Genomic DNA, 26,303 nt, shown 5'->3' with positions numbered 1-26,303 from the left:
AAGCACGTCATGGAAACAGCTCCGCACCGCACGCCCGGTCCGATACCGGACGTCACCGAGTACACGGTCCCGCTGCCCGCGGGCACCCCGACCGATCCCGCCGCACTGCTCGCGGCCCGCACCAAGGTCCTCGCCGCCCTCTCGGGCGGGACGGAGGCCGCTCCCGACGACGACCTGCGTGTCGGCGTCACCGACGGCGAGCTGCGGCTGCGGTACCGCACCGGCGCGCTCGACGCCGACACGGCCGCCCGCGTCGCCGGCTACCACGTCACCGCACTCGCCCACCCCGACAGCGCGAGCCTGCTGTCCGAGGAGGAACTCCGCTTCCAGTTGGACGAGTTGGCGGGCCCGATCCGCCCGCTCCCGGACCGGCGGGTGCACGAGCTGTTCGAGGAACGGGTCGCGAAGGACCCGGACGCCGTGGCCGCGGTGCAGGACGAGCGGCGGTGGACGTACGCCGAGCTCAACTCCCGGGCCAACCAGGTCGGCCGGGCCCTGCTGGCCCGCGGTCTCACGGCCGAGGACGTCGTCGCGGTCGTCATGGAGCGCACCCTCGACTGGATGGCCGCCGTGCTCGGCGTGCTCAAGGCGGGCGGGGTGTACCTGCCGGTCGAGCCGCACTTCCCGGCCGAACGGGTCACGCGCACGCTGTTCCGGGCGGGCTGTGAGTTCGTCGTCACCGAGGAGGGCAGCACCGGCTCGCTGTCCGGTACGGCCGCCGAGACGCTGTTCGTGGACGCGGTGTACGCCGAGGGCCACGCGGGCGACGACCTCGCCGTCCCGGTCCAGGCGGATCAACTGGCCTACATCTACTTCACGTCCGGCTCCACCGGTGAGCCCAAGGGCGCGATGTGCGAGCACGCCGGTTTCCTCAACCATGTGCTCGCCAAGGTGGAGGACCTGGGGATCGGCGAGGACGACGTGGTCGCGCAGACCGCGCCCCAGTGCTTCGACATCTCGCTGTGGCAGTTGCTCGCCGGGCCGGTCGTCGGCGGACGGACGCTGATCGTCGGACAGGACACGATCCTGGACGTGCCGCGGTTCGTGGACACGGTGGTGCGGGGGCGGGTGAACGTGCTCCAGGTCGTGCCCTCGTATCTGGAGGCTGTGCTCGCCGAGTTGGGGCAGCGGCCCCGCGAACTGGCGGACCTGCGCTGTGTGTCGGTGACCGGCGAGGCGGTGAAGCGGGAGCTGGTGCAGCGCTGGTTCACGGCCCGGCCCGGGATCTGTCTGGTCAACGCCTACGGCCTGACCGAGACGTCGGACGACACCAACCACGAGGTCATGGACCGGGTGCCGGACGGCGACCGGGTCCCGCTCGGGCGGCCGGTGCGCAATGTGCGGGTCTACGTCGTCGACGAGGACCTGGTGCCCGTACCGCTGGGCGCGCCGGGCGAGATCGTATTCTCCGGGGTGTGCGTGGGGCGCGGGTACGTCAACGACCCCGAGCGCACCGCGGCCGCCTTCACGGAGGACCCGTACCGGCCCGGCGAGCGCCTCTACCGCAGCGGTGACGTGGGGCGCTGGCGGGCCGACGGCAAACTGGAGTTCCTCGGCCGCCGGGACACCCAGGTCAAGATCCGCGGGTTCCGCGTGGAGATCGGCGAGATCGAGAACGCGCTGCTGCGGGTGGACGGGGTGCGCGACGGGGCCGTCGTGGTCGTCCGGGGCGCCCAACTCGCCGCGTTCTGCGCCGGGCCGGAGCCGGTGGCGGCGGACACGGTACGGGAACGGCTGGCGGCCTCGCTGCCGTCGTACATGGTCCCCGCCGTCGTGCACTGGCGCCGGCGGCTGCCGCTGACCGCCAACGGCAAGACCGACCGCCGGACGCTCACCGCGCTCGCCGAGGACCTGGACGCCGGGACGGCGGGCGGCCCGGTGACGGCGGGTGAGCGGCGGCTGGCGGACGCCTGGGCCGAGGTGCTCGGCGTGCCCGCCGACCGGATCGGCCGGCTCGACCACTTCTTCGACCGCGGCGGCAGCTCGCTGTCCGCCGTGCGTCTCGCGATCGCCCTGGACCGGGCGGTCACCCTCCAGGACGTCGTCCGCCACCCGGTCCTCGCGGACCTGGCGGACCTGCTCGACCGGCGCGGCTGAAAGGAACCACGAGATGTCATCCACGAGTCTGCTTCCGTACCTGGACCCGGCCCCGGGCGCCCCACCGGTCCTGCACGCCAAGTCCGGTGGTGATCCCGAGAGTTGGGCCGCCGAGCACCGCGATCCGCTGCGTTCCCTCGTCCTTGACCACGGCTGCGTCCTGGTGCGCGGCCTGGACCTCGCCGACCCGGCGACGAGCGAGGCCGTCTTCCGCCGGCTGACCGACGGTCTGATGCCCGACCGTGAGCCCTTCGCGCCCCGGCGCCGCTACGCGGACGGCGTGTACTCGTCCACCAAGTGGCCGCCGAACCAGCAGATGTGCATGCACCACGAGGTCAGCTACGGCCTGGAGTTCCCCGGCCTGCTGCTGTTCGCCTGTCTGGAGGCGCCCGGATCCGGGGGCGCGACCGCGCTCGCCGACGCGTCGGCGGTGCTGCGGGCCCTGCCCCGCGACCTGGTCGCCCGCTTCGAACGGGAGGGCTGGCTGCTGACCCGGGCGTACCACGAGGAGATCGGCGCCTCCGTCGAGGAGGCCTTCGGCACGGCCGACCGTTCCGCCGTCGAACGCTACTGCCGCCGGCACGCCATCGAGTTCGCCTGGCAGGACGACGGCTCCCTGCACACCCGGCAGCGGCGCGGCGCGGTCCTGCGGCACCCCGCCTCCGGGCTGCCCTGCTGGTTCAACCAGATCGCGTTCCTCAACGAGTGGACCATGGAGCCCGAAGTGCACGAGTACCTGGTGGACATGTACGGCGCCGACGGACTGCCCTTCAACACCCGCTTCGGGGACGGCAGTCCGATCGACGCGGACGTCGTGCGGACGATCAACGAGGTGTACGACGCCCACACCGTGCGCGAGCCGTGGCAGGACGGCGACCTCCTGCTCGTCGACAACATCCGTACGGCGCACAGCCGCGAGCCCTTCGAGGGGCCGCGCGAGGTGATGGCCGCGCTCGGCGACCCGGTGCTGCGCGCCGACGGCGAGGTGAGCGGCGTATGAGCACCGTCGACGCCCCGTCCTTCGCGCTCGTCACCGGCGCCCAGGTCCAACAGGCCCTCCACGGAAGGGAACCGGAGATCGCGGACCTCGTCGAGGCCGTGTACCGGCTGCACGGCGCGGGTGACTCGGTGAACCCGCCGTCGTACTTCCTGAGGTTCCCGGACCGCCCGTCGTCCCGGATCATCGCGCTGCCCGCCTCCCTGGGCGGACCACTGCGGGTGGACGGCCTGAAGTGGATCTCCAGCTTCCCGGAGAACACCAGGTCCGGGCTGCCGCGCGCGTCGGCGGTGCTGATCCTCAACGACCCCGACACCGGCTACCCGTTCGCGTGCCTGGAGAGTTCGGTCATCAGTGCCACGCGCACCGCCTCCTCGGCGGCGCTGGCGGCCGGGAAGCTGAGCGCCGGCCGGGTGCGCCCGACGCGGGTCGGGTTCATCGGCACCGGACTGATCGCGCGCTACATCCACACCCATCTCACCGCCACGGGCTGGGAGTTCGAGGAGACAGGAGTGCACGACCTGTCCGCGGAGAGCGCCGCCGGGTTCCGCGGCTACCTGGAGCGGTCGGGGGCGCCGGGGAAGGTGGCCGTGCACGACTCGGCCGAATCCCTGATCCGCTCCAGCGACCTGGTCGTCTTCGCGACGGTCGCCGGCAGCCCGCACGTCCACGATCCTTCGTGGTTCGGCCATCACCCCCTGGTCCTGCACGTGTCCCTGCGCGACCTCGCCCCCGAGATCCTGCTCGCGTCGGCCAACTTCGTCGACGACGTGGAGCACTGCCTCAAGGCCGAGACCTCCCCGCACCTGGCCGAACAGCTCACGGGGTGCAGGGACTTCATCGACGGCACGCTCGACGACGTGCTGACCGGACGGGTGACCGTCCCGACGGACCGGACGGTGGTGTTCTCCCCCTTCGGCCTGGGGGTACTCGACCTCGCCGTCGGCCGGTACGTCCACGACGAACTGGCCCGGCGCGGCGAACTGCACGTCGTCGACGGGTTCTTCAACGAGCTGCGCCGGTACGGCTGAACCACGTGGCGCATGAGGAGGGGGGCGTCATGCCCGTCATATCCGATCCTTCGGAGTTCAACGAGTCAGACCTCTACGTCGACCTGCGGGCGGCGCTGGAGCTTCCGCTGTTCCTGAAGTGCGAGGGCTTCAACTTCGCCGGGTCGATCAAGCTGAAGGCGGCCCGCGAGATGGTGGACGCCGCCGAGCGGGACGGCACCCTGCGGCCCGGTTCGGTCCTGGTCGAGTCGTCGTCGGGGAACCTGGGGGTGGCCCTGAGCATGATCGCCGCGAGCCGGGGCTACCGGTTCCTGTGCGTGACCGACTCACGGTGCAACCTGCCGACGATCCGGCTGATGGAGTCGCTCGGCACCCGGGTCCACGTGGTCAGGGAGCCGGACCTGCACGACGGCTACCTGGGGGCGCGGCTCGCGTACGTGCGGGCGCTGTGCGCCTCGGACGAGCGGTACGTCTGGCTCAACCAGTACAGCAACCAGGGGAACTGGCGGGCGCACTACCGCACCACGGCGCCGGAGATCGCGCGGCGCTTCCCGGACCTGGACGTGCTGTTCGTGGGGGCCGGCACCACCGGGACGCTGATGGGCTGCGCCCGCTGGTTCTGGCAGTGGCGACGGCCGGTGCGGATCGTCGCCGTCGACAGCGTCGGCTCGGTCACCTTCGGCGGGCCGCCCGGCGTCCGGATGATCCCGGGTCTCGGCACGAGCGTGCGGCCGCCGCTGCTCGACCGGTCGTACATCGACGACGTGGTGCTCGTCGAGGAGCCGGACACCCTCCAGGTCTGCCGCGGGCTGGCCGCCCGGGGCTTCCTGTTCGGCGGCTCCACCGGCACGGTCGTCAGCGGCGCCCACCAGTGGCTGTCCGCCCACGGCCGCCGCGGCCTCACCGCGGTCGCGATCGCCCCGGACCTCGGCGAGCGCTACCTCGACACGGTCTACCGCTCGGACTGGCCCCACGGTCTCCCCGAGCCGGACCCCCGACACCACCCGACAGAGGCAATGGCCCACCTGGCCTGAACCCACCCACCGACCGAACGGAGGCGACGGCCCACCTGGCCTGAGCCACGCACCGGCAGAAGAGGCGACGGCCCACCCGGCCGGAAGCCACCCACCGAAAGACAGAGGCGACGGCCCACCCGGCCGGAAGCCACCCACCGACAGAGCCGACGACCCACGCGGCCTGTGCCCACCCCACGACCGCCAGAGGCGACGGCCCACCCGGCCTGAGCCCACCCACTACCCGGCGCCCGCCCCGACCCACGGGCGGGCGCCCTACCTCTTCGTGGCCGCAGCCCCACCGCCACACCGAGCCCGGGCGAGCGCCACATCGACACCGCCTACCGACCGGGCTGGGCCCTACGGCCTCCCCGGGGCAGACTCACTCCGCCGGCCGACGGCGGCAATGACCCACCTCGCCTGAGCCCACCCACCGGCGCCCGCCCCTACCCACAGGCGGGCGCCACATCGACACCGTCCACCGCTCGGACTCGTCCTACGGCCTCCCCGGGGCAGACCCACTCCCCCGGCCGACGGAGTCGATGGCCCACCCCACCTGAGCCGACCCACCACCCCGGCCGGCTCCGCCCCCGTGTGCCGTCGAGGCGTCACACCTCGACGTACCCGCCTCCGTGTCCGTGAGGTGACCGACCCCCCGCACCGGGGTACTTTCGCTGGCATGGCAGGCACCACGCACACCGTGACCAACCAGCCCCCGCCCCTGATCGACTACGACGTCTACGGCGCCGACCGCGCTCTGAAGGAGGCCGTCGCACGGCACCTCGACCCGGAACTGCTCGACGAGGTCCACGGCGAGCTGGGCGCGCTGGGCCGGGCCTGCGGCTCGGCGCAGGTGCAGGAGTGGGGCCTGCAGGCCAACGAGAACCCGCCCCGGCTGCGCACCCACGACCGCCACGGCCACCGCGTCGACGAGGTCGAGTTCCATCCGGCCTGGCACCGGGTGCTCGGCAAGGGCGTCTCCGCCGGCCTGACCGCGGCCTGGGCCCGCCCCGGCGGACACGTACGGCGAGCGGCGGCCTTCCTGCTGTGGACGCAGGTCGACGCGGGCAACTGCTGCCCCCTGTCGATGACCCACGCCGCCGTCCCCGTCCTGCGCACCGACCCGGACCTGGCCGCCGAGTGGGAGCCGCGGCTGACGTCCATGGTCTACGACCGCGAGCTGCGGCCCGCCCACCTGAAGGCCGGGGCGCTGTTCGGGATGGGGATGACGGAGAAGCAGGGCGGCAGCGACGTCCGGGCCAACACGACGACCGCCCGGGCCCTGCCCGACGGGGAGACCTTCGAGCTCACCGGTCACAAGTGGTTCTGCTCGGCGCCCATGTCGGACGGCTTCCTGGTCCTCGCCCAGGCCCCGGGCGGCCTCACCTGCTTCCTCGTCCCCCGCGTCCTGGAGGACGGCACCCGCAACACGTTCCTCCTCCAGCGCCTCAAGGACAAGCTCGGCAACCGATCCAACGCCTCCGCCGAGGTCGAGTTCGACCGCACCTGGGCCCGCCGCGTCGGCGACGAGGGGCGCGGGGTCCGCACCATCATCGAGATGGTCGCGGCGACCCGGCTGGACTGCGTCCTCGGCTCGGCCGGGCTGATGCGCCAGGCCGTCGCCCAGGCGATCCACCACTGCACCCACCGCGAGGCGTTCGGCGGCAAGCTCGTCGACAAGCCGCTGATGCGCAACGTGCTGGCCGACCTCGCCCTGGAGTCCGAGGCCGCGACCACCCTCGGCCTGCGCCTGGCGGCCGCCTACGACAGCGGCGACGAGCAGGAACGGGCCTTCCTCAGGATCGCGGTGCCGGCGGCCAAGTACTGGGTCACCAAGCGCTGCACACCGCTCACGGTGGAGGCCGCCGAGTGCCTGGGCGGCAACGGCTACGTGGAGGAGTCGGGCCTGCCCCGGCTGGTCCGCGAGTCGCCGCTGAACTCCGTCTGGGAGGGTGCGGGCAACATCCAGGCCCTGGACGTGCTGAGGGTCCTGCAACGGGAGCCACAGGCCCTGAACGCCTACCTCCTGGAGATCGGCCGGACCCGGGGCGCCGACCACCGGCTGGACGCGGCGACGAAGAACCTCCTCACCGAACTGGCCGATCTGGAGGGCATCGAGGGCCGGGCCCGTCACCTGACGGAACGGCTCGCGCTGGTCCTGCAGGGCTCCCTGCTCGTCCGGTACGCCCCCGCCGAGGTGGCCGACGCCTTCTGCGCGTCCCGCCTGGGCACCGACGGCGGCTCGGCCTTCGGCACCCTGCCCACGAGCCTGGACCTGGCCTCGGTGGTGGAGCGGGCCCGCCCCGCCGACTGACCTTCCGGACCCCGGCGGAGAAGCAGGAGAGCAGGAGAACGGGGGTGGTGCTGCGCCGACACGGCACCACCCCCGTTGCGGCCCTCAGAGGCCGAAACACGCCGCTGCGAGACGGCGTTCGACCAAGTTTCAAACAAGCCGGACCCCACCACCAGGGTTGCAAGGGGTTGCAACTTCCTGGCGACTGTGGGTGGACTGTGTGCCGCTCCGAGTCACGACCGGCACTATGAGACGGACAGTCAACGGACCCGGGACCGGGAGGACCAGTGCCGCTCTCGCCGACGCATGCGACCCAGCTAGCCACCATGGACACGGCACGTGCGGCCCGGGTACTGAACGACATACGCTCCGCCACCCTGTCCGGGCGGCGCGCGCCCCTCGCCCCGCGCCCCGTGATCAAGGAGTCCTGGAGCCGGATGCTGCGCGGCGGCGTCGACCCGGACCACGACTTCCGGTCAGGTCTGCTGCCCCCCGAGGAGGTGCAGCGACGCCGGGAGAGCAGTCAGCTCAGGCACGTCCTGCCGGTGCTCAGGGAGGGGCTGCTGTCGGTCGCGGACGTCGCCCACCACATCATGGTCGTCGCCGACGACGACGGCCGTGTGCTGTGGCGGGAGGGCAGCTCCCCCGTGCTGCGCAAGGCCGACGGCACCGGCTTCGAACTGGGCGCCGACTGGCGGGAGGACGTCGTCGGCACCAACGGCATCGGCACCCCGGTGGTGGTGCGCCGCCCCGTCCAGGTCTTCGCCTCCGAGCACTTCGTGCGCTCGCAGACCTCCTGGACCTGCACCGGCGCACCCGTCAAGGACCCGCGCGACGGCCGGCTGATCGGCGTGGTCGACGTCAGCGGCCCCCTGGACACCATGCATCCGGCGACGCTCGCGTGGGTCGACTCGGTGGCCAAGCTGGCCGAGGCACGGCTGCGCGAGATGCATCTGGCCTCACTGGAGCGACTGCGGGCGGTGGCGGCGCCGGTGCTCGCCCGGCTCACCGGCCGGGCCCTGGTGGTGGACCGGGACGGCTGGACGGCGGCGGTGACCGGAATGCCGTACACGAACCGGATCGCGCTGCCCAAGTCGCCCTCGCCGGGCCGCCGGTGGCTGCCGGCCATCGGCCTGTGCGTCCTGGAACCGCTGGCGGGCGGCTGGTTGATCCGCGCCGGTGACGAGCCGGGCGCGCGGGGCGCCACCCGGATCGTGCTGGACCTCGCGCAGCCGCGCCGCTGGACGGTGACGGTGACGGGCGGGGCGGGCACGTGGAGTCACGAACTGAGCCCTAGGCACGCCGAGTTGCTCTACCTGCTGGCCCTGCACCCGGCGGGCCGCAGCGCGGCGGGCCTGGCGGAGGACATGTTCGGCGACCCGGGCCGCACGGTGACCGTGCGTGCGGAGATGTCCCGGGTGCGGCGCTATCTCGGGGCGTTCCTGGAACACCGGCCGTATCGTTTCTGCGAGGACGCGGACGTCGAGGTCCTGCTGCCGGGCGACCCGGTCGACCTACTGCCGCACTCGACGGCGCCGGCCGTGCTGGGCGCCCGCGGGGCCGGCGAGACCGGGTGAAAACCCTCGCTCATGGTGCATCTTCCGCATAATTGCAGCATCTTCGTCCCCAGGCGTGCCGTACTGCCGTAGCATCCCTGTACGGGCCACCCCACCTGCTCCTCGGTCAACGTACGGATCATCAGGCGCAGTTGGCCCGCCTCGGGAGGACGGTATGAAGCAACGTGGCAGACACCGCCGGCGCAAGCGGGGCCAAGCGCTGCGCGCCTTCCTGGCCGGGACCGCCCTCGCGCTGACCGCCGCCGCCACCATGATCAGCGCCTCGCAGGCCACGGTCGCCGCCAATCCCGGGACGCTGAAGCCGCTCACCTCGAAAGCCGAGACCGCCCCGCTGCGCCTCAAGGAGTCCCAGGTCCCGCCGAGCTCCCTCGACCGGCTCTCCGCCGAGATGGGGCGCCCGGTCGGCGTCTCCGCCGTCCTGGACTCCGCGGACCGGTCCCTGCGCGACGCGGTCGACTGCACGGCCGGTGAGCGCGCGGCCCTGCCCGTGGAGCCCACGGCCACCGCCGCCTACTGCTGGGACGCCGCCGACACCCGCTCCTGGCGGGCCGGGGCGGTCACCACCTCCGGGGACGCCGACGACGACGGCCTGTGGGGCGCCAACCGCGTGATCCTCTCCGCGTGGAGCCGCACCGGCACCGCGGCGGACGACGGGGGCCTGGCCCGGGTCGCCTTCGTCGACGCCAACGACCTGGACCGGCTCACCTACTCCTGGGTCCTGCTCGCCGTCCCGGTCGACGGCGGACACGACTTCCGCGGCCTGGTCTCCCAGGTATCGGGGATGGTCTGGTACCAGAACAAGCTCCTGGTCACCGCGAGCGGCGACGACGGCGACGCGCTGTACGTCTACGACATGAACCGCGTCCAGCGGGCCACCGTCGACAGCGGCGCGGTGGGCCGGGTCCACGGCGGCTGGTCGGCGCACGGCGCCCGGTGGGTCCTGCCCGCCGTGGGTTCCTACCGGCTGTCCGACGAGCGGGGCGCCGCCCGCCCCGACTACCTCTCCCTGGACCGCAGCACCGCCCCGGACAGCCTGGTCGCGAGCGAGTGGATCTCCGGTGAGGACGACACCGGCGCCCGCATGTGGCGCTACGACTTCAGCGGCGACCCCGGCCGCGCAGGGCTCCTGGCCACCGACACCGGCGGCTACGCGCGCGTGAACGAGGCCTACTCCACCAAGGCCGCCGGCTCCGGCCCCGTCCTGTCGTACGACTCCCAGTGGTACCTGGGCCGGGCGGCCGGGACGGAGAGCGAGCACGGCATCCTGTGGCGCCAGAACAGCTCGAACCCCGCGAAGGCCACCCGCTGCGGCACGGACGAGACCCGGAACTGCTGGAGCGGCGAGTCGGAGTCCCTGTCGTACTGGGAACAGACGGGTGACGTGTGGTCCCAGTCGGGCCGGGCGCTGTTCGCGCTGCCGCTGGCCTCGATCGACAGATCTCTGGGGTAGATGGTTCCCTGGCCTCCATGCCGAACATCCCCGTGACCACCTGGTCCCTGGAACAGACCGCCCCCACCGACCTCCTCCCGGCCGAGCCCCCGGAGGGCGACGTCCGCATCCACCGGGCGGAGATCCCCTCCCCCGAGTTCAGCCGCTTCCTCTACGCGTCCGTGGGCGGCGACATCCGCTGGACCGACCGGCTCTCCTGGACGTACGCCCGGTGGCGGGAGCACCTGGAGCGGCCGGGCGTGGAGACCTGGGTGGCCTACGACCACGGCACGCCCGCCGGGTACGTCGAGCTGGAACCGCAGGACGACGGGGTCGTGGAGATCGTCTACTTCGGCCTGGTCCCGGCCTTCCGCGGCCGGCGGATCGGCGGCCACCTGCTGTCCTGCGGCACCGCCCGCGCCTGGGACCTCGCGGACCGCTGGCCGGGGCTGACGGACACCAAGCGGGTCTGGCTGCACACCTGCTCCAAGGACGGCGAGCACGCCATGGCCAACTACCAGCGCCGTGGCTTCCAGCTCTTCGACACCAAGGTCGAGGAGGAGGCGGAGGTGCCCGCACCCGGCCCCTGGCCTGGGGCGTACCCGGCCTGACCTGCGGGAACAAGAGGGCCCGCGATCTTTGTGACCAACGACACCCTGGTCTCGCCTGTCGAGACAAGGGTGTCCACATGGCGGATAAAGCTGGACTGTGTCCAGAACGCCGTGCCACGCTTCCGTCATGTCTGGAACTGGAATTGCCTTGGTGAGTCGGCGGCACGTCGACCTCGGCCGCATGTCCAGCGCCATCTGTCCGGTGCGCTGACGAGCCGCAGCGTCACCCGACACATCTTCTCGCACGTCTCCCCGCGCAATGCCGCGCATGCCCTCCCGTGCGCCCGTACGCGCAGGTAAGAGCCGCTTTCCGCCTGTCCCGAAGGACGTAGAACCATGGCCGCCACCCCGCAGAACCCTGCTGCCGCAGCGCCCCGCCGCAAGGTGAGCCGTCACCGCGGCGAGGGTCAGTGGGCCGCGGGGCACCACACCCCGCTGAACGGCAACGAGCAGTTCAAGAAGGACGACGACGGTCTCAATGTGCGGACACGCATTGAGACGATCTACTCGAAGCGCGGCTTCGACTCGATCGACCCCAACGACCTGCGCGGCCGCATGCGCTGGTGGGGCCTCTACACCCAGCGCAAGCCCGGCATCGACGGCGGCAAGACCGCGATCCTGGAGCCGGAGGAGCTGGACGACAAGTACTTCATGCTGCGGGTGCGGATCGACGGCGGACGCCTCACCACCCAGCAGCTCCGGGTGATCGGCGAGATCTCCGAGGAGTTCGCGCGCGGCAGCGCCGACATCACCGACCGGCAGAACATCCAGCTCCACTGGATCCGCATCGAGGACGTCCCGGAGATCTGGAACCGCCTGGAGGCGGTCGGCCTGTCCACCACCGAGGCCTGCGGCGACTGCCCGCGTGTCGTCATCGGCTCGCCGGTCGCCGGCATCGCCGAGGACGAGATCATCGACGGCTCCTGGGCGATCGACGAGATCCACGAGCGGTACATCGGCAGCAAGGAGTTCTCCAACCTGCCCCGCAAGTTCAAGACGGCGATCTCCGGCTCCCCGCTCCTGGACGTGGTCCACGAGATCAACGACATCGCCTTCGTCGGTGTCGAGCACCCCGAGCACGGCCCCGGCTTCGACCTCTGGGTCGGCGGCGGCCTGTCCACCAACCCGAAGCTCGGTGTGCGGCTGGGCGCCTGGGTGCCGCTGGCGGAGGTGCCCGAGGTGTGGGCCGGCGTGGTCGGCATCTTCCGCGACTGGGGCTACCGCCGGCTGCGCAACCGCGCCCGTCTGAAGTTCCTCGTCGCCGACTGGGGTCCGGAGAAGTTCCGCCAGGTCCTGGAGGACGACTACCTGAAGCGGAAGATGGTCGACGGCCCCGCGCCCGCCGACCCCTCGGGCCGCTGGCGCGACCACGTCGGCGTGCACCGCCAGAACGACGGCCTCTTCTACGTCGGTTTCGCCCCGCGCGTCGGCCGTGTCGACGGCACCACGCTGACGAAGATCGCCGAGGTCGCCGAGGCGCACGGCTCGGGCCGGGTCCGGACCACCGTCGAACAGAAGATGATCATCCTCGATGTCCAGGAGGAGCAGGTCCAGCCGCTGGTCGAGGCCCTGGAGGCGCTGGACCTCACGGCCAGGCCCTCGCCCTTCCGGCGCGGCACCATGGCCTGCACCGGCATCGAGTACTGCAAGCTCGCCATCGTCGAGACCAAGCAGCGCGGCTCCTCCCTGATCGACGAACTCGAGCGCCGCATCCCGGACTTCGACGAGCCGCTCACCATCAACCTCAACGGCTGCCCGAACGCCTGCGCCCGTATCCAGGTGGCGGACATCGGTCTCAAGGGCCAGCTCGTCCTCGACGAGCGCGGCGAGCAGGTCGAGGGCTACCAGGTGCACTTGGGCGGCGCGCTCGGCCTGGAGGCCGGGTTCGGCCGCAAGGTGCGCGGCCTGAAGGTCACCGCCGAGGAACTGCCCGACTACGTCGAGCGGGTCCTCAAGCGCTACCAGGCCGAGCGCGAGGAGGGCGAGCGCTTCGCCGCCTGGGCCACGCGCGCCTCGGAGGAGGCCCTCTCATGAGCGAGCGCGCCGCCCCCTTCTACTGCCCCTACTGCGGCGACGAGGACCTGCGCCCGTCCGAGCAGGGCCACGGCGCGTGGGAATGCGCGGCCTGCAACCGCGCATTCCAGTTGAAGTTCCTCGGGCTGCTCGCCCGTGGCCTTCAGCACAACGACGCAGGGGGAGACGAGATATGACCGCGATTCAGGAAGAGCGCACCACCGACGATCTCAAGGCACTCGCCGAGCAGGCGGGCCGCGACCTGGAGGACGCCTCCGCCCTCGAGATCCTCCAGTGGGCGGTCGACACCTTCGGCAAGCGCTTCTGCGTGACCTCCTCGATGGAGGACGCGGTGGTCGCCCATCTGGCGTCCCGCGTGATGAAGGGCGTGGACGTCGTCTTCCTCGACACCGGCTACCACTTCGAGGAGACCATCGGCACCCGGGACGCGGTCGAGGCCGTGATGGACGTCAACGTCATCACGCTGTCGCCGACGCGGACGGTCGCCGAGCAGGACGCGGAGTTCGGCCCGAAGCTGCACGACCGCGACCCCGACCTGTGCTGCAAGATGCGCAAGGTCGAGCCGCTGGAGCGGGGCCTGAAGGACTACCTGGCCTGGGCGACCGGGCTGCGCCGCGACGAGTCCCCGACCCGGGCGAACACCCCGGTCGTCGGCTGGGACGAGAAGCGGCAGAAGGTCAAGGTCTCCCCCATCGCCCGCTGGACCCAGGACGACGTGGACGTGTACGTCACCGAGCACGGCGTCCTGACCAACCCCCTGCTGATGGACGGCTACGCCTCCGTCGGCTGCGCCCCCTGCACCCGCCGTGTCCTGGAGGGCGAGGACGCACGCGCCGGCCGCTGGGCGGGCCGTGCGAAGACCGAGTGCGGGCTGCACGGATGACGACATCTACCGAGGAGTTGCACGTGACGACCGGAGCCACCGTCTGGCTCACGGGTCTGCCGAGTGCCGGCAAGACCACCATCGCGTACGAGCTGGCCGGCAGGCTGCGCGAGGAGGGCCACCGCGTCGAGGTGCTCGACGGCGACGAGATCCGCGAGTTCATCTCCGCGGGCCTCGGCTTCAGCCGCGAGGACCGGCACACCAACGTGCAGCGCATCGGCTTCCTCGCCGAACTGCTCGCCCGCAACGGCGTCAAGGCGCTGGTCCCGGTCATCGCGCCGTACGCCGACAGCCGGGACGCGGTGCGCAAGCGCCACCAGGACAGCGGCGCCGCGTACCTGGAGATCCATGTGGCGACCCCGGTCGAGGTGTGCTCCGTACGTGATGTGAAGGGCCTGTACGCCAAGCAGGCGGCGGGTGAACTGTCCGGGCTGACCGGGGTCGACGACCCGTACGAGGAGCCCGAGTCGCCCGATCTGCGGATCGAGTCGCAGAACCAGACCGTCCAGGAGTCCGCGGCCGCGGTTCACGCGCTGCTCACCGAGAGGGGACTGGCATGACGACGACCGTTGCCAAGGTGGAGGAGGGCACGGAGGCTCCGTACGCCCTCTCGCACCTGGACGCGCTGGAGTCCGAGGCGGTGCACATCTTCCGTGAGGTGGCGGGTGAGTTCGAGCGGCCGGTGATCCTGTTCTCCGGCGGCAAGGACTCGATCGTCATGCTGCATCTGGCGCTGAAGGCCTTCGCGCCCGCGGCGATCCCGTTCTCGCTGCTGCACGTGGACACCGGGCACAACTTCCCCGAGGTCCTTGAGTACCGCGACCGGGTGGTCGCGCAGCACGGTCTGCGTCTCCATGTGGCGTCCGTGCAGGACTACATCGACCGCGGGGTGCTCAAGGAGCGCCCGGACGGTACCCGCAACCCGCTGCAGACGCTGCCGCTGACGGAGAAGATCCAGGCGGAGAAGTTCGACGCGGTGTTCGGCGGCGGGCGCCGGGACGAGGAGAAGGCCCGGGCCAAGGAGCGGGTGTTCTCGCTGCGCGACGAGTTCTCGCAGTGGGACCCGCGCCGCCAGCGCCCCGAGCTGTGGAACCTGTACAACGGCCGCCACGCGCCGGGTGAGCACGTCCGCGTCTTCCCGCTGTCGAACTGGACCGAGCTGGACGTCTGGCAGTACATCGCCCGGGAGGGGATCGAGCTGCCGGAGATCTACTTCGCGCACGAGCGGGAGGTGTTCTCGCGCAGCGGCATGTGGCTGACGGCCGGTGAGTGGGGCGGGCCGAAGGACGGCGAGAGCGTCGAGAAGCGCCTGGTGCGCTACCGCACGGTCGGTGACATGTCCTGCACGGGTGCCGTCGACTCCGACGCCGACAGCATCGAGAAGGTGATCACGGAGATCGCCGCCTCCCGGCTCACCGAGCGCGGTGCCACCCGCGCCGACGACAAGATGTCCGAGGCCGCGATGGAAGACCGCAAGCGCGAGGGGTACTTCTAAGCATGAGCACGACCACGGAACTCTCCGAGACGACGCTGCTGCGGTTCGCCACCGCGGGTTCGGTCGACGACGGCAAGTCGACCCTGGTGGGCCGGCTGCTGCACGACTCCAAGTCGGTCCTGGTGGACCAGTTGGAGGCGGTCGAGCGGGCCTCCGCGAGCCGCGGCCAGGAGGCCCCCGACCTCGCGCTGCTCACCGACGGCCTGCGCGCCGAGCGCGAGCAGGGCATCACCATCGACGTGGCCTACCGCTACTTCGCCACGCCCAGGCGGCGGTTCATCCTCGCCGACACCCCCGGCCATGTGCAGTACACCCGCAACATGGTGACGGGTGCCTCCACCGCCGAGCTGACGGTGATCCTGATCGACGCCCGCAACGGTGTCGTGGAGCAGACCCGCCGGCACGCGGCCCTCGCGGCGTTGCTGCGGGTGCCGCACGTGGTCCTCGCGGTCAACAAGATGGACCTGGTCGACTACCAGGAGTCCGTCTTCGCCGCGATCGCCGAGGAGTTCACGGCGTACGCGCTGGAGCTGGGCGTCCCGGAGGTCACCGCGATCCCGATCTCGGCGCTCGCCGGGGACAACGTCGTGGAGCCGTCCGCGAACATGGACTGGTACGGCGGCCCGACCGTCCTGGAGCACCTGGAGACGGTCCCGGTCACCCACGACCTGTCCCACTGCCACGCGCGGCTGCCCGTGCAGTACGTGATCCGGCCGCAGACCGCCGAGCACCCCGACTACCGGGGCTACGCCGGTCAGATCGCCGCCGGTTCGTTCCGGGTCGGCGAGCAGGTCACGGTGCTGCCCTCGGGCCGCTCCACGAAGATCGCCGGTATCGACCTGCTCGGCGAGCCGGTCGACGTGGCCTGGACGACCCAGTCGGTGACGATCCTCCTGGAGGACGACATCGACATCTCGCGCGGCGACCTGCTGGTGCCCAGCAAGGACGCCCCGCCGACCACCCAGGACATCGAGGCGACCGTCTGCCACGTGGCCGACGCCCCGCTGACCGTGGGCCACCGGGTTCTGCTCAAGCACGGCACCCGTACGGTCAAGGCGATCGTCAAGGACATCCCGTCCCGGCTCACGCTCGCCGACCTGTCCCTGCACCCGCACCCGGGACAGCTCGTGGCCAACGACATCGGCCGCGTGAAGATCCGTACCGCGGAGCCGCTGCCCGTCGACTCCTACTCGGACTCGCGGCGCACCGGTTCGTTCATCCTCATCGACCCGAACGACGGCACCACGCTCACCGCGGGCATGGTCGGCGAGTCGTTCGCGTCCCCGGAGCCCGTCAAGGACGAGTCCGGGGACGACGGGTGGGACTTCTGACATGAACCCCACCGACTACTGGTCCACGTTCGCGAAGGAGGGCGGCCGAGTGGGCAGCGGCGCGCTCGGCAGCGGGCAGGGCGGAGTGGCGCGATGTGTGCGCTGACGTACGCGCACCGCATGCGCGCCCTCACCCCCCACCGCCGTAGACGCAGACCTGCCGACCTCCCGGCCACGACCTGAGAGACCGTGACCGCCGGGCCTCCGAGAGGAACACCTCCCGTGCCTGCTCCCTCCGCTCTTCGACGCACCTTCGCGGTCATGGCCGCGCTCCCTCTGCTCACCCTCGCCGCCTGCGGTTACGGCTCCCAGGCGAAGGACGACGGCGCCGTCAAGGTCGCCGCCGGGGCCAAGAAGATCGACGGTCTCGACTCCGTCAGGATCGGCTACTTCGGCAACCTGACCCACGGCACCGCGCTCGTCGGGGTGAACAAGGGTTTCTTCCAGAAGGAGCTCGGGGCCACCAAGGCCTCGTACGCGACCTTCAACGCCGGCCCGTCCGAGATCGAGGCCCTCAACTCCAAGTCGATCGACATCGGCTGGATCGGCCCCTCGCCCGCGATCAACGGCTACGTCAAGTCGGGCGGCAAGAGCCTGAAGATCATCGGCGGTTCCGCGTCCGGCGGGGTGAAGCTGGTCGTCAACCCGGACAAGATCAAGTCCCTGAAGGACGTCAAGGGCAAGAAGATCGCGACCCCGCAGCTCGGCAACACGCAGGACGTGGCGTTCCTCAACTGGATCGCCGACCAGGGCTGGAAGGTCGACGCGCAGAGCGGCAAGGGTGACGTCACCGTCGTCCGCACCGACAACAAGATCACCCCGGACGCCTACAAGTCCGGTTCCGTCGACGGCGCGTGGGTGCCGGAGCCGACCGCGTCGAAGCTGGTCGCCGAGGGCGCCAAGGTGCTCCTCGACGAGTCGTCGCTGTGGCCGGACAAGAAGTTCGTGATCACGAACATCATCGTGCGGCAGGACTTCCTCAAGGAGCACCCGAAGGCGGTCGAGGCCGTCCTGAAGGCGTCGGTGGAAGCCAACCAGTGGATCAACGCCAACCCGGACGCGGCGAAGGCCGCGGCGAACAAGCAGCTCGAGGCGGACTCCGGCAAGGCGCTCCCGGCGGCCGTGCTCGACCCGGCGTGGAAGTCGATCCAGTTCACCGACGACCCGCTGGCCGCCACGCTCGACACCGAGGCGGAGCACGCGGTCAAGGCCGGCCTGCTGGAGAAGCCCGACCTGAACGGGATCTACGACCTCACGCTCCTCAACAAGGTCCTCAAGGCACAGGGCGGGTCCGCCGTCGACGCCGCCGGTCTCGGCACGAGCTGACCCGTTCCCGATGAGTTCCCAGGAGGTGACGACCATGGCCACGACCACGACGCTCGCCAAGGCCGACGAGACGGTGGAGTACGCCGCGCGGCTCGACCACGTCTCGAAGTCCTTCGCGGGACCGGGCGGACAGCAGCTCGTCCTGGACGACGTCAGCATCGATGTCGCGCCGGGCGAGTTCGTCACCCTCCTGGGGGCCTCGGGCTGCGGCAAGTCCACGCTGCTCAACCTGGTGGCGGGGCTTGACCGGCCCAGCACGGGTGCCATCACCACGGACGGCCGCCCCGCCCTGATGTTCCAGGAGCACGCCCTCTTCCCGTGGCTGACCGCGGGCAAGAACATCGAACTCGCCCTGAAGCTCAGGGGGGTGCCCAAGCCCGACCGGCGCGGCAAGGCCGAGGAGCTGCTGGAGCTGGTCCGGCTGAAGGGCGCGTACGGCAAGCGGGTGCACGAGCTGTCGGGCGGTATGCGCCAGCGCGTGGCCCTGGCCCGCGCGCTCGCCCAGGAGAGCGGCCTGCTGCTGATGGACGAGCCGTTCGCGGCCCTCGACGCCATCACGCGGGACGTGCTGCACGACGAGATCACCAGGATCTGGGCGGAGACCGGCCTGTCCGTCCTGTTCGTCACGCACAACGTGCGGGAGGCGGTACGGCTCGCGCAGCGCGTGATCCTGCTGTCCTCGCGCCCCGGCCGGATCGCGCGCGAGTGGACGGTCGACATTCCGCAGCCGCGCCGCATCGAGGACGCGCCCGTGGCCGAACTGGCCCGTGAGATCACCGAAGAACTGCGTGGGGAGATCCGCCGCCATGGCCAGCACTGACACGACACCGGCCCAGGACGCCGGGAGCGTAGAGGCGGGCCTCGACGCGCTGGAGACCCAGGCCACCGGCCGCCCGCCGTTCCGGCAGACCCTGGTCAACAAGATCCTGCCGCCGGTCGTCGCGCTCGCGGTGGTCCTCGCGGTCTGGTCGCTGCTCTACCCCGTCGTCGACGACCCGTCCAAGCTGCCCTCCCCGGCGGCCGTGGGCGCCACGTTCAAGGAGGCCTGGCTCCAGGGCGACCTGCTCGGCTACATCTGGACCAGCGTCTCGCGCGGTCTGCTCGGCTTCTTCTTCGCCCTGCTCATCGGCACCCCGCTGGGTCTGATCGTGGCCCGGGTGAAGTTCGTCCGGGCGGCCATCGGACCGATCCTGTCGGGCCTGCAGTCGCTGCCGTCGGTGGCGTGGGTGCCGCCGGCCGTGATCTGGCTGGGCCTGAACAACTCCATGATGTACGCGGTGATCCTGCTCGGCGCGGTCCCCTCCATCGCCAACGGCCTGGTGTCCGGCGTCGACCAGGTGCCGCCGCTGTTCCTGCGGGCCGGCCGCACGATGGGCGCGACGGGCGTCAAGGGCATCTGGCACGTCACCCTGCCGGCCGCGCTGCCCGGCTACGTGGCGGGTCTCAAGCAGGGCTGGGCGTTCTCCTGGCGCTCGCTGATGGCCGCGGAGATCATCGCCCAGTTCCCCGACCTGGGCGTGGGCCTCGGCCAGTTGCTGGAGAACGGCCGCACCGCCAGCGACATGGCGATGGTGTTCGAGGCGATCCTGCTCATCCTGTTCGTCGGCATCGCGATCGACCTGCTGATCTTCAGCCCGCTGGAGCGGTGGGTGCTGCGCAGCCGCGGTCTGCTGGTGAGGGGCTGAGGTCCGTGAAGCCCGTCCTCCTGGTCATCGCCCACGGCAGCCGCGACCCGCGGCACGCCGCGACGGTGCACGCCCTGGTCCGCCGGGTGCGCTCGCTGCGCCCTGACGTACGGGTGGAGACAGGCTTCCTGGACTTCAACATCCCGTCCGTGCAAGGGGTGCTGGAGTCGCTCGCGGCGGAGGGCGTCCGGGACGTCGTGGCGCTGCCGCTGCTGCTGACGCGGGCGTTCCACGCGAAGGCGGACATCCCCGCGGTCCTCAGGGACGCGCCGTCGCGGTTGCGCATCCGCCAGGCGGAGGTGCTGGGCCCGTCCCCGCTGCTCCTGTCCGCGCTCGAACGACGGCTGTACGAGGCGGGGTTGACGCCCGCCGACAAGTCCTCGACCGGGGTCGTGCTGGCCTCGGCGGGGTCCACCGACCCGGAGGCGATCGCAGTGATCGCTGACATCGCGCGGGAGTGGCGGGGCACCGGTTGGTGCGCCGTGCGGCCTGCGTTCGCCTCCGCGGCCCTGCCCCGCACCGAGGACGCGGTACGGGAACTGCGGGCCATGGGCTGCGCGAAGGTGGCCGTGGCGCCGTACGTCCTCGCCCCCGGGTTCCTGCCCGACCGGATCGCGCGCGGCGCGGCCGAGGCGGACGTCCTCGCCGATGTGCTGGGTCCCGCGCCGGAGGTGGCCCGGGTGCTGCTGCGCCGGTACGACGCGGCGGCGGCGCGGGGGCTGCTGCGGCTGACGGTGAGCGCGTAGGGGTCACCCCTCGGCGGCCGCCACGGCCTCGTCGGCCAGCCGTGCCAGCTCCCCCAGCGGCAGCGAACCGGCCGCCCTGCGCTCACGGGCGAAGGTGTTGGCCAGCCTCTGGAGGAGCTCGTTCAGCGGCGTCGGGACGCCGTGCAGACGGCCCAGGAGGGCGATCTCGCCGTTGAGGTAGTCGGTCTCGATGGTGCCGGTGGCGCGGGCGAGGGACTGCCAGGAGGAGCCGCCGACCGGGACGCCGTCGAGCGGGACGGCGGTGACCTTGTCGCCGCGGGTCGTGCGCTGTTCCTCGACGCTCGCGTACGCGATCCCGGCCGCGTCGAGCACCGCCTCGCCCTCCGCGCGGACCCGCCGGCGCAGGGACGCGCTGTCCGCCCCGCCGTCGTCGGGGCCGCTCAGGGCCATCAGGGCGTTGCCGAGGTTGGTGAGCAGCTTCGCGTACTGCCAGCGCGTCACGTCCGCCACGACCGGCGCCTCGAACCTGGACTTCTCCAGGTCGGCGGCGATCCGGTGCAGGATCGCGTCGGTGCCGTGCGGGTAGCGGCCGAGGTGCAGCATGCCGGTGAGCGGGGCGCAGGCGGCGCTGACGACACCGGGTTCCACGAAGGTCGCCGGCAGCCAGACGCAGACGCCGTGGACGTGCCGGAAGCGGCGCAGGGCCATGCGCTGCCCCGCCACGCCGTTCTGCGCGCACAGCAGCGGCAGCCGCTCGGCCGCCGTGCCGCCGCCCTCGACCGGGGCGGGCCCCCAGGCGTCGAGGGCGCCTTCGGTGTCCTGGGTCTTCACGGCGAGGACGAGCACGTCGTCGGCGCGCAGGACGCCGAGTCCGGCCGGGCCGTCCACGACCGGGAGCCGGTGGGTGAACTCGCCCTCCGGCACGCGCAGCCGCAGTCCGCCGTCCCTGAGGGCCTGGAGGTGTGCGCCGCGCGCGACCAGGACGACCTCGTGCCCCGCCTCGGCGAGCCGCCCGCCGACGGCCCCGCCGACCGCTCCGGCCCCGATGATGACGTAACGCATGGGAGGAGCCTCGCACACCGTCATCCGGCGAACGGTGTCGCCTGGTGGAACCAGAGCAGCCAGCCGCTCGCCGTGCGCCGCCACAGCGAACTGCGGTGCGCCCGGCTGCCGTCGTGCTCGGTGTCGAAGGTGAGGTGGACGACGTCCGGCGCGAGCAGGACCCCCTTCATCCCCGACGCCTTGATGGGCCCGGCCCCCTCGTCGGTGGCCCCGGCGAGGGCGGCGATGACGGACGTGCGGTCCCAGTACCGTCCGGACGCGCCGAACTCGTGGAACTCGGGGTGCAGCAGCGCGCCCACCAGCTCGGGCGAGGCGCGTACGGCGGGGTCGAGGAGCCGTGACTCGCCCTCGACGGCGGCCCGCACCGCGGGGTCGTGGTCACTCACCGGTCATCTCCACCAGCTTGACGACGGTGTTCCAGTTGCGGCTGGTGGCGATCACGCCCTTGTTCAGCCGCGGTTTGGACAGGTGCTCGGCGAGCTTGGAGCGGCCGAGTCCGTTCGGGGCGTACAGGTACAGGGCGCGGTCGCCGAGGCGGAACTCCTCGGGGAGGTAGGCGGTCCGGTCGATCTCCGCGTAGCGGTCCTCGCCGACGGGGGCGGAGAAGTAGGTGACGTGGAGCTGCCTGCCCTCCAGTTCGGCGGCCGGGAAGGGACAGTCGTCGGCGATCGCCTTCAGGTAGGCGTGGTCGCGGACGATCACGTCGACCGGGAAGCCGAACCGCGTCTCGATCGCGTCCGTGAGCTCGGCGGCCAGGGAGTCCTCGTCGCCGTGGTCGGCGGTGAAGACGGCCTGCCCGCTCTGGAGGTAGCTGCGGACACCGTCGTGGCCGAGGCCTTCCATCAGCGTGCGCAGGTCGGCCATGGGGACCTTCCTGCTGCCGCCGACGTTGATTCCGCGCAGCAGCGCCGCGTACGTCGTCGTCATGGCCCCACCCTAGGACGGGGCCGGCGCGGACCCCGATCACCTCCCCGCACAAGGTCTGTTAGATGTAAGGGTCACGATCCTCCCCAGTGCGGAGGGCGCGCGGTCCCTTGGGAGGAGCCGGCGGCCCCCGTACTTCACCGGACAGCACGACGAGACGGGTTTATCCAGCTCATACCTTCGAAACGAAAGGTGACGGCAGGGGGCTGTCACCGCTCACGAGGGGGCAAGCCCGTCATGCGGAACGGAGACACAAGGGTGCGTGGCCTGGCCGCCAGGGCCGGCGGCTGGAGCGCACGGCACCGATGGGCTGCCGTCGGTATCTGGGTGCTGTTCGTCGTCCTGGCGATGGGACTCGGCTCGGCGGCGGGCCGGGTCGACGTCAAGGACAGCGACCAGCTCAAGGGGGAGACCCACACCGCCGCCAAGATCATCGAGGACGCCGGGATCGACGAGCCGGCCAGTGAGTCGGTGCTGATCCAGGCCCGGGACTCCGGCGGCAAGGCGACCGACGCCGACTTCAGGGCGGCCGTCGCCGCGGTCGTGAAGGCGGTCGAGGGCACCGGCAAGGTCACCGACGTCACCTCGCCGTACGACACGAGGACCATCTCCAAGGACGGCCGCAGCGCGCTCGTGCAGTTCGACATGCGCGGTGACGCGGACACCGCGGGCGAGCGGGTCGAGCCGGTGCTGAAGGCCGTCGAGGGGGTGCAGAAGGAGCACGGGTCGCTGCGGATCGAGGAGATCGGCGGCGCCAGCATGATGAAGACGTTCGACGACGCGTTCGGCGACGACTTCAAGAAGGCGGAGCTCTCCGCGGTGCCGGTGGCCCTCGGCATCCTGCTGATCGCCTTCGGCGCGCTGGTCGCGGCGCTGCTGCCGGTGCTGCTGGCCGTCAGCGCGATCATGGCGACGATGGGCCTGATGGGCGTCGTCAGCCATGTGATGCCGATGAGCGACACCGCCAACTCCGTGATGCTGCTGGTCGGTCTGGCCGTGGGGGTCGACTACTGCCTGTTCTACCTGCGCCGGGAGCGCGAGGAGCGGCAGGCCGGCCGGGACTCGCAGACGGCCCTGCGGATCGCCGCCGCCACCAGTGGCCGCGCGATCATCGTCTCCGGTGTCACGGTGTGCGTGGCGATGGCGGGCATGCTGTTCACCGGGCTCGCCGAGTTCGAGGCGATGGGCCTGGCCTCGCTGATGGTCGTGGCGGTCGCCATGGTCGGCTCCGTGACCGTGCTGCCCGCGCTGCTGTCGCTGCTGGGCGAGCGGGTCGAGAAGGGCAAGATCCCCTTCCTGCACCCGGAGAGCCAGCTGCGCCGCAAGCGGGGCGTCAACCGGGAGAGCCGCTTCTGGACCGCCGTGCTGAAGGGCGTGCTCGCAAAGCCCGTCGTCTCGGTCGTGATCGCGGCCGGCGTGCTGCTCGCCGTCGCGGCCCCCGCGCTCGGCATGAAGACGCAGAACCTCACCCTGGACCAGGAGTTCGGCGACTCGCTGCCGATCGTGCAGACGTACAACCGGGTCAACGACGCCTTCCCGGGCGGCACCGAGCCGGCCGAGGTGGTCGTCAAGGCGGCCGACATCAACGCTCCTGAAGTCACCGGCGCGCTGGCCGACTTCAAGGCGAAGGCGATCTCCTCGGGCGCCTCGCGGGGCCCGGTCGAGATCAAGCTGCACGACGCGCAGAACCTGGCCTTCGTGTACGTCCCGCTGGTGGGCGGTTCCGACCTGGACAAGGCGGGGGCGAGCCTGGACAAGCTGCGCGACGAGGTGCGTCCGGCCACGCTCGGCAAGGTCGACGGGGTGGAGGCGCCGATCACCGGACAGGTCGCCGGTTCCAAGGACTTCAACGACCAACTGGCGGGAGCGGTCGTCCCGGTGTTCGCGTTCGTCGTGGTCTTCGCCTTCGTGCTGATGCTGCTGTCGTTCCGCTCGCTGACGGTGGCGATCACCTCGATCGTGCTCAACCTGCTGTCGGTGGGCGCCGCCTACGGCATCCTCGTCGCGGTCTTCCAGCACGGCTGGGGCGCCTCCCTGGTGGGCGCGGAGGGCGTCGGCGCCATCATCACCTGGCTGCCGCTGTTCCTCTTCGTGATCCTGTTCGGCCTGTCGATGGACTACCACGTGTTCGTGGTCTCGCGGATCCGTGAGGCGCACCTGCGGGGCCGCAGCACCAAGGACGCGATCCAGCACGGGGTGGTCACCACGGCCGGTGTCGTCACCAGCGCCGCCGTCATCATGGTCGCCGTGTTCGCGATCTTCGGGACGCTGTCCATGCAGTCCATGAAGCAGATGGGCGTGGGCCTCGCGGCCGCGGTGCTCATCGACGCGACGATCATCCGGGGCGTGCTGCTCCCGGCGGTCATGGCACTGCTCGGCGAGCGCAACTGGTACCTGCCGAAGTGGCTGCACAGGCTGCCCGACCTCACCCACGACGAGGCTCCGGACGCCGTGGCCGCGCCCGCGGCCCGGGACGACGAGGGTGCGCCGCTGAGGGTCTGACCCCCGCCGGGCGGGACCGAACCCCCCAGTACTGAGGGCCCGTTGGCCACCGGGGTGCCAACGGGCCCTCTCTCATGCGCGCAGATGCGCCTCGACGAGGTCGGCGGCCCTGCGCGTGCCGCCCTCCTGGGCCATCCCCGCCTGCACCTCCTTGAGCCGGCGGGCCACCTCGGGGTCGTCGACGAGCGCGAGGGCGGCCTCCCGCAGCGCCCCGGCGGTCGCGTCCTCGGTGTCGATCCGGCGGGCGACCCCGAGGCCCTGGAGCATGTCGGCGTTGCCGAACTGGTCCACGGCCTGCGGTACGGCGATCATCGGGGTGGCGGTCGCAAGGCCCTCCTGGCTGCCGCCGGCGCCGGCGTGCGTGACGAACAGGTCGGCCTGCCGGAGGACCGCCAACTGCGGTACCCAGGAGCGCACTTCGACGTTGTCCGGTACGGAGCCGAGCTCGGCCGGGTCGACGTGCCTGCCGATCTGGAGCACGAGGTGCCAACCGGACAGGTCGCCGAAGGCCCTCAGGCACTCCTTGTAGAAGTCGGGCCGCTTGGTGAAGGAGGAGCCGAGGGAGACGAGGACCACCTTCTCGGCCCCGGCCGGCCGCGTCCACTCCCCCTGTGCGCCGCGGTCCCCCTGGCAGGCGCCGACGAAGGTGTACACGCTGTCGTCGACCCGGTCGGCGTTCGGCTGGAGCGCCCTGGGGATCAGCACGAGGGAGCGGTCGGGGCGCCCGACGAAGGCATCGGGGTGCAGGTCGATGCCGTTCTCCCGCAGCCAGCCGTGGAAGCGGGCGTAGTAGGCCTGCCCGCGGGCGGTGCTCTTCGGCTCGGCCCACAGGGGTTCGGCCACCTCCTCCTCGTAGCCCTCCCAGGCGACCAGGTTCGGCGAGAGGGAGATCGCGGGCACGCCCCAGCGGTGGGCGAGGACGCGGGCCGGGTAGGCGGTGATGTCGTGCAGGACGAGGTCCGGTTCGTCACCGTCGTACGCCTCGGCGAGCTGCGGCAGGGCCTGCATCGCGTCGGCGAGGAAGGGCTCGACGTGGTCGAGGAGTTCGGTGCCCCAGGCGGACGGGTCGTCGTCGGGTCCGGGAAGCGTCGAGTTCCACGGTTTCACCTCGGCCCCGGTCTCGGCGACCTTCTCGGCGAACAGGGGCGGGACGGCGTAGGTGACCCGGTGCCCGCGTGCCACGAGCTCGCGGATCACCTCCAGGCTGGGGTTGACGTGGCCGTGGGCGGCGATGGAGAACATGGCGATGTGTGAAGGCATGGTCGACAGACTGCACGAGACGAGACGTCTCGTGCAACTTATTTGACTGGTGCCCGGTGCCGTCCGT

Annotated in this window: 23 protein-coding genes and 1 pseudogene; 20 read left to right on the top strand and 4 right to left on the bottom strand. The window is 71.6% G+C overall.

Annotated features, from left to right (window positions below):
* The first annotated feature begins 9 nt into the window (after positions 1 to 9).
* From ACZ66S_RS15750 to ACZ66S_RS15660, 19 genes are all read left to right on the top strand, one after another.
* The gene (locus ACZ66S_RS15750) at positions 10 to 2,097 is read left to right on the top strand and encodes a non-ribosomal peptide synthetase (RefSeq protein WP_469902076.1); all 2,088 of its coding nucleotides are present in this window, start codon (positions 10 to 12) and stop codon (positions 2,095 to 2,097) included.
* 13 nt (positions 2,098 to 2,110) lie between these two features.
* Entirely contained in the window at positions 2,111 to 3,097 is a 987-nt protein-coding gene (locus ACZ66S_RS15745; protein ID WP_469902075.1) for a TauD/TfdA family dioxygenase, read from the top strand.
* Complete coding sequence (gene sbnB, locus ACZ66S_RS15740) at positions 3,094 to 4,125, top strand: 2,3-diaminopropionate biosynthesis protein SbnB (protein WP_469902074.1); 1,032 nt, start codon at positions 3,094 to 3,096, stop codon at positions 4,123 to 4,125. Before ACZ66S_RS15745 ends, sbnB begins: the two co-directional genes overlap by 4 nt.
* A gap of 29 nt (positions 4,126 to 4,154) precedes the next feature.
* Entirely contained in the window at positions 4,155 to 5,138 is a 984-nt protein-coding gene (gene sbnA / locus ACZ66S_RS15735; protein WP_469902073.1) for a 2,3-diaminopropionate biosynthesis protein SbnA, read from the top strand.
* Positions 5,139 to 5,796: 658 nt separating this feature from the next.
* On the top strand, positions 5,797 to 7,431 hold the full coding sequence (locus ACZ66S_RS15730) for an acyl-CoA dehydrogenase family protein (protein WP_469902072.1): 1,635 nt from the start codon (positions 5,797 to 5,799) through the stop codon (positions 7,429 to 7,431).
* Between the two features lie 266 nt (positions 7,432 to 7,697).
* Positions 7,698 to 8,987 carry a GAF domain-containing protein gene (locus ACZ66S_RS15725; protein ID WP_469902071.1) on the top strand — a complete coding sequence of 430 codons (1,290 nt, stop codon included), beginning with the start codon at positions 7,698 to 7,700 and terminating at the stop codon, positions 8,985 to 8,987.
* Between the two features lie 154 nt (positions 8,988 to 9,141).
* Positions 9,142 to 10,437 carry a hypothetical protein gene (locus tag ACZ66S_RS15720; RefSeq protein ID WP_469902070.1) on the top strand — a complete coding sequence of 432 codons (1,296 nt, stop codon included), beginning with the start codon at positions 9,142 to 9,144 and terminating at the stop codon, positions 10,435 to 10,437.
* Positions 10,438 to 10,454: 17 nt separating this feature from the next.
* A complete protein-coding gene (locus tag ACZ66S_RS15715) occupies positions 10,455 to 11,027 on the top strand; it encodes a GNAT family N-acetyltransferase (RefSeq protein WP_469902069.1) in 573 nt (190 codons plus the stop codon).
* Between the two features lie 127 nt (positions 11,028 to 11,154).
* Complete coding sequence (locus ACZ66S_RS15710; RefSeq protein ID WP_349817346.1) at positions 11,155 to 11,238, top strand: putative leader peptide; 84 nt, start codon at positions 11,155 to 11,157, stop codon at positions 11,236 to 11,238.
* Between the two features lie 125 nt (positions 11,239 to 11,363).
* The gene (locus ACZ66S_RS15705; RefSeq protein ID WP_469902068.1) at positions 11,364 to 13,061 is read left to right on the top strand and encodes a nitrite/sulfite reductase; all 1,698 of its coding nucleotides are present in this window, start codon (positions 11,364 to 11,366) and stop codon (positions 13,059 to 13,061) included.
* A complete protein-coding gene (locus ACZ66S_RS15700) occupies positions 13,058 to 13,237 on the top strand; it encodes a hypothetical protein (RefSeq protein ID WP_469902067.1) in 180 nt (59 codons plus the stop codon). Before ACZ66S_RS15705 ends, ACZ66S_RS15700 begins: the two co-directional genes overlap by 4 nt.
* On the top strand, positions 13,234 to 13,944 hold the full coding sequence (locus tag ACZ66S_RS15695; RefSeq protein ID WP_469902066.1) for a phosphoadenylyl-sulfate reductase: 711 nt from the start codon (positions 13,234 to 13,236) through the stop codon (positions 13,942 to 13,944). Before ACZ66S_RS15700 ends, ACZ66S_RS15695 begins: the two co-directional genes overlap by 4 nt.
* Positions 13,941 to 14,504 carry an adenylyl-sulfate kinase gene (gene cysC, locus ACZ66S_RS15690; protein WP_469902065.1) on the top strand — a complete coding sequence of 188 codons (564 nt, stop codon included), beginning with the start codon at positions 13,941 to 13,943 and terminating at the stop codon, positions 14,502 to 14,504. The genes ACZ66S_RS15695 and cysC overlap by 4 nt, the downstream gene beginning before the upstream one ends.
* On the top strand, positions 14,501 to 15,439 hold the full coding sequence (gene cysD / locus ACZ66S_RS15685; RefSeq protein ID WP_469902064.1) for a sulfate adenylyltransferase subunit CysD: 939 nt from the start codon (positions 14,501 to 14,503) through the stop codon (positions 15,437 to 15,439). The genes cysC and cysD overlap by 4 nt, the downstream gene beginning before the upstream one ends.
* A gap of 2 nt (positions 15,440 to 15,441) precedes the next feature.
* Positions 15,442 to 16,770, top strand: coding sequence for a sulfate adenylyltransferase subunit 1 (locus ACZ66S_RS15680; RefSeq protein ID WP_469902063.1), 1,329 nt, complete (start codon positions 15,442 to 15,444; stop codon positions 16,768 to 16,770).
* A gap of 222 nt (positions 16,771 to 16,992) precedes the next feature.
* A complete protein-coding gene (locus ACZ66S_RS15675) occupies positions 16,993 to 18,096 on the top strand; it encodes an ABC transporter substrate-binding protein (RefSeq protein ID WP_469902062.1) in 1,104 nt (367 codons plus the stop codon).
* A 34-nt stretch (positions 18,097 to 18,130) separates the two neighbouring features.
* Positions 18,131 to 18,916 (top strand): ABC transporter ATP-binding protein, encoded by a 786-nt coding sequence (locus ACZ66S_RS15670; RefSeq protein WP_469902061.1) that lies wholly within the window; start codon positions 18,131 to 18,133, stop codon positions 18,914 to 18,916.
* Positions 18,903 to 19,781, top strand: a complete 879-nt coding sequence (locus ACZ66S_RS15665) for an ABC transporter permease (RefSeq protein ID WP_469902060.1) — start codon at positions 18,903 to 18,905, stop codon at positions 19,779 to 19,781. The genes ACZ66S_RS15670 and ACZ66S_RS15665 overlap by 14 nt, the downstream gene beginning before the upstream one ends.
* Positions 19,782 to 19,786: 5 nt before the next feature.
* Entirely contained in the window at positions 19,787 to 20,527 is a 741-nt protein-coding gene (locus tag ACZ66S_RS15660) for a sirohydrochlorin chelatase (RefSeq protein ID WP_469902059.1), read from the top strand.
* Positions 20,528 to 20,530: 3 nt separating this feature from the next.
* Here ACZ66S_RS15660 and ACZ66S_RS15655 read toward each other — a convergent pair whose 3' ends face one another.
* The 3 genes from ACZ66S_RS15655 to ACZ66S_RS15645 are packed head-to-tail and all read right to left on the bottom strand — an operon-like array spanning position 20,531 to position 22,477.
* Positions 20,531 to 21,550 (bottom strand): ketopantoate reductase family protein, encoded by a 1,020-nt coding sequence (locus tag ACZ66S_RS15655; protein WP_469902058.1) that lies wholly within the window; start codon positions 21,548 to 21,550, stop codon positions 20,531 to 20,533.
* 20 nt (positions 21,551 to 21,570) lie between these two features.
* The gene (locus ACZ66S_RS15650; protein WP_469902057.1) at positions 21,571 to 21,936 is read right to left on the bottom strand and encodes a nuclear transport factor 2 family protein; all 366 of its coding nucleotides are present in this window, start codon (positions 21,934 to 21,936) and stop codon (positions 21,571 to 21,573) included.
* Positions 21,929 to 22,477, bottom strand: a complete 549-nt coding sequence (locus ACZ66S_RS15645; RefSeq protein ID WP_469902056.1) for a DUF1697 domain-containing protein — start codon at positions 22,475 to 22,477, stop codon at positions 21,929 to 21,931. The genes ACZ66S_RS15650 and ACZ66S_RS15645 overlap by 8 nt, the downstream gene beginning before the upstream one ends.
* A 234-nt stretch (positions 22,478 to 22,711) precedes the next feature.
* Here ACZ66S_RS15645 and ACZ66S_RS15640 point away from each other — a divergent pair, with 234 nt between their 5' ends.
* Positions 22,712 to 24,976, top strand: coding sequence for an MMPL family transporter (locus tag ACZ66S_RS15640; protein WP_469902055.1), 2,265 nt, complete (start codon positions 22,712 to 22,714; stop codon positions 24,974 to 24,976).
* A gap of 72 nt (positions 24,977 to 25,048) precedes the next feature.
* Here the strand turns inward: ACZ66S_RS15640 and mgt are convergent.
* Positions 25,049 to 26,273: pseudogene (gene mgt / locus ACZ66S_RS15635) on the bottom strand (macrolide-inactivating glycosyltransferase).
* Between the last annotated feature and the right edge of the window lie 30 nt (positions 26,274 to 26,303).

The sequence above is a fragment of the Streptomyces sp. NPDC107471 genome, assembly GCF_055582845.1.
This window is presented reverse-complemented; position numbering and strand designations above follow the sequence as displayed.

Coding starts and splice junctions, on each gene's coding strand:
- ACZ66S_RS15665 (WP_469902060.1), top strand. CDS start 18,903: ATGGCCAGCACTGACACGACACCGGCCCAGGACGCCGGGAGCGTAGAG.
- ACZ66S_RS15700 (WP_469902067.1), top strand. CDS start 13,058: ATGAGCGAGCGCGCCGCCCCCTTCTACTGCCCCTACTGCGGCGACGAG.
- cysD (WP_469902064.1), top strand. CDS start 14,501: ATGACGACGACCGTTGCCAAGGTGGAGGAGGGCACGGAGGCTCCGTAC.
- ACZ66S_RS15680 (WP_469902063.1), top strand. CDS start 15,442: ATGAGCACGACCACGGAACTCTCCGAGACGACGCTGCTGCGGTTCGCC.
- ACZ66S_RS15720 (WP_469902070.1), top strand. CDS start 9,142: ATGAAGCAACGTGGCAGACACCGCCGGCGCAAGCGGGGCCAAGCGCTG.
- ACZ66S_RS15710 (WP_349817346.1), top strand. CDS start 11,155: ATGTCTGGAACTGGAATTGCCTTGGTGAGTCGGCGGCACGTCGACCTC.
- ACZ66S_RS15695 (WP_469902066.1), top strand. CDS start 13,234: ATGACCGCGATTCAGGAAGAGCGCACCACCGACGATCTCAAGGCACTC.
- sbnA (WP_469902073.1), top strand. CDS start 4,155: ATGCCCGTCATATCCGATCCTTCGGAGTTCAACGAGTCAGACCTCTAC.
- ACZ66S_RS15670 (WP_469902061.1), top strand. CDS start 18,131: ATGGCCACGACCACGACGCTCGCCAAGGCCGACGAGACGGTGGAGTAC.
- ACZ66S_RS15715 (WP_469902069.1), top strand. CDS start 10,455: ATGCCGAACATCCCCGTGACCACCTGGTCCCTGGAACAGACCGCCCCC.
- ACZ66S_RS15655 (WP_469902058.1), bottom strand. CDS start 21,550: ATGCGTTACGTCATCATCGGGGCCGGAGCGGTCGGCGGGGCCGTCGGC.
- ACZ66S_RS15730 (WP_469902072.1), top strand. CDS start 5,797: ATGGCAGGCACCACGCACACCGTGACCAACCAGCCCCCGCCCCTGATC.
- cysC (WP_469902065.1), top strand. CDS start 13,941: ATGACGACATCTACCGAGGAGTTGCACGTGACGACCGGAGCCACCGTC.
- ACZ66S_RS15640 (WP_469902055.1), top strand. CDS start 22,712: ATGCGGAACGGAGACACAAGGGTGCGTGGCCTGGCCGCCAGGGCCGGC.
- ACZ66S_RS15645 (WP_469902056.1), bottom strand. CDS start 22,477: ATGACGACGACGTACGCGGCGCTGCTGCGCGGAATCAACGTCGGCGGC.
- ACZ66S_RS15750 (WP_469902076.1), top strand. CDS start 10: ATGGAAACAGCTCCGCACCGCACGCCCGGTCCGATACCGGACGTCACC.
- sbnB (WP_469902074.1), top strand. CDS start 3,094: ATGAGCACCGTCGACGCCCCGTCCTTCGCGCTCGTCACCGGCGCCCAG.
- ACZ66S_RS15705 (WP_469902068.1), top strand. CDS start 11,364: ATGGCCGCCACCCCGCAGAACCCTGCTGCCGCAGCGCCCCGCCGCAAG.
- ACZ66S_RS15745 (WP_469902075.1), top strand. CDS start 2,111: ATGTCATCCACGAGTCTGCTTCCGTACCTGGACCCGGCCCCGGGCGCC.